The sequence below is a fragment of the Pseudomonas sp. Sample_24 genome (assembly GCF_004307605.1).
Classification (GTDB): domain Bacteria; phylum Pseudomonadota; class Gammaproteobacteria; order Pseudomonadales; family Pseudomonadaceae; genus Aquipseudomonas.
This window is the reverse complement of record NZ_RCNW01000220.1, coordinates 1-1,938: the sequence shown is the minus strand read 5'-3', so window position 1 is coordinate 1,938 and position 1,938 is coordinate 1. Positions and strand designations below refer to the sequence as shown.

The 1,938-nt window shown below is 55.2% G+C and carries 3 protein-coding genes; all 3 read left to right on the top strand.

Annotated elements, in window-relative coordinates:
• The first annotated feature begins 334 nt into the window (after window positions 1–334).
• The 3 genes from D8V06_RS11495 (at window position 335) to D8V06_RS11485 (ending at window position 1,763) form a co-directional block, all read left to right on the top strand.
• The gene (locus D8V06_RS11495) at window positions 335–805 is read left to right on the top strand and encodes a Dps family protein (RefSeq protein ID WP_056852665.1); all 471 of its coding nucleotides are present in this window, start codon (window positions 335–337) and stop codon (window positions 803–805) included.
• Between the two features lie 261 nt (window positions 806–1,066).
• Complete coding sequence (locus D8V06_RS11490; RefSeq protein WP_056852664.1) at window positions 1,067–1,405, top strand: ribbon-helix-helix domain-containing protein; 339 nt, start codon at window positions 1,067–1,069, stop codon at window positions 1,403–1,405.
• Between the two features lie 136 nt (window positions 1,406–1,541).
• Window positions 1,542–1,763 (top strand): zinc ribbon domain-containing protein, encoded by a 222-nt coding sequence (locus D8V06_RS11485; protein ID WP_007977333.1) that lies wholly within the window; start codon window positions 1,542–1,544, stop codon window positions 1,761–1,763.
• The last annotated feature ends 175 nt before the right edge of the window (window positions 1,764–1,938 follow it).

The window sequence follows — 1,938 nt, the reverse complement described above, 5'->3', positions numbered from 1 at the left end:
ATTAGCAGGTGGACGATTTTCAACATTTTGATTGACTCACGTTAAGACGGCTCACAAGGAAGAGCTGACGAGGCACGGTTCGCTTCAGAACAATAGGAGGCGTTGGACACGTACCCGATATCAGCCTATGCGCGGCACCCGGAAAAATAGGCACCCACGACACGATGTCTATTTAACAGCAAAGCCGCAGGCTACTCAAATCAGGGCGTCCAGCGGTGTGTCGGGGACGATTTGTCGCGGGACCCCGGGCAATCCAGGGCTGCGATGCGACGACAGGCTTGCTAGAGTGGTCCTGCACCTGTTGGATGAAGTTCATCACCTTTAGGGGAAAAACATGGCAATCGATATCGGTATCAGTGAAGAGGATCGCAAGTCCATCGTCGAGGGGCTCTCGCGCCTGTTGTCGGACACCTACGTACTTTATTTGAAAACCCATAACTTCCACTGGAACGTCACCGGGCCGATGTTCCGGACCCTGCACCTGATGTTCGAGGAGCAATACAACGAATTGGCCCTGGCGGTCGATTCGATTGCCGAGCGGATCCGTGCACTCGGATTTCCGGCACCCGGTGCCTACGCCGTTTATGCACGGCTGTCTTCCATCAAAGAGGAGGAGGGCGTGCCTGCTGCCGAAGACATGATCAGGCAGTTGGTCGAAGGCCAGGAAGCTGTAACACGCACCGCTCGCGGCATCTTCCCGTTGCTGGACAAGGTCAGCGACGAGCCGACAGCCGATCTTCTGACCCAGCGTATGCAGGTTCACGAGAAAACCGCGTGGATGTTGCGCGCACTGCTGGACCAGTAACATCCGGGCGCGCGAACGGCACGGGGTGAGTGCTGTTCGCGCGTTTGTCTCCCTCGAAAGTGCGTGATGCTTGAATGAGTATTCGCTACCAATTGTAGGAAAAGCTCCGGAGTAGGACGCGCTCCATGATCTCCCCTCAACTGTTGGCTTCTCCTACGCGGATGGGCAAAAAGTCATCTGGATATAACGTTGTCCTCGCGGTTTTATAAGCACACAGATTGCGCTTATGGAAACCAGATATGGCAAAGGAGTGTCAGCGTTATGGTTTATGGAGAGAGGCGAAACGAAGGGTGGAGCGGTCCGGTTAAAGACTCAAGGATTGATCCGTTTGTCAGTGAATTCGATATGGGGCTGGTTCAGCCGTTGTCCCGATCGGTGCGTTTGAATGGTTTTGCAACGTGTATGCGGCTGGAGCAGGTTTACTGGGATATCTTGGCCCAGATGGCCAAAGCCAACTGCTGTTCGGTCAGTGCACTGTTGTCCCACCTTGATCGCGAGGTGCACTTGCGTCATGGCGGGGTGAAGAACTTCAGCGGGTTGGTGCGGGTGGTCTGTGTCGTGCACAGTCTCAAGGGCGGGAATTGCAGGGGCATGGCTTGACCGGTGGCGCTGAAAGGATTGCGTGTCGATCTGTGCAGTCTTACGGCTGCACAGGCTTCATTTAATGGATATAATCCCGCTCTTTGCCGCAAAACCCAGCGTGTGCGGTAGCAATCTGATCGCCGAGACAACCCCCATGCCGATGTACGATTACCAATGTGCTTCCTGTGGTCATCAGTTGGAAGCCATTCAAAAGATCAGCGATGCACCGCTGGTCGACTGCCCTGCCTGCCAGGCGCCAGAGCTGAAAAAGATGCTGTCCATGCCGGGTTTCCGCCTCAGCGGCACCGGCTGGTACGAGACTGATTTCAAGACCGGTTCCAAGAAAAATCTGGCCGGCGGCGACAAAGCTGACTAGGTTCAGAGCCTGGCTTGAACGACACGCGCGAGCCCTCGCACCCTATGTATGCGAGGCCTGCAACCGAATTTCGAATTACGAGAAGCGAAACCACTACCATGATGCGCAGCCATTATTGCGGCCAACTGAACGAAAGCCTGGAAGGCCAGGAAATTACCCTTTGCGGATGGGTTCA

Coding starts and splice junctions, on each gene's coding strand:
- D8V06_RS11495 (WP_056852665.1), top strand. CDS start 335: ATGGCAATCGATATCGGTATCAGTGAAGAGGATCGCAAGTCCATCGTC.
- D8V06_RS11490 (WP_056852664.1), top strand. CDS start 1,067: ATGGTTTATGGAGAGAGGCGAAACGAAGGGTGGAGCGGTCCGGTTAAA.
- D8V06_RS11485 (WP_007977333.1), top strand. CDS start 1,542: ATGCCGATGTACGATTACCAATGTGCTTCCTGTGGTCATCAGTTGGAA.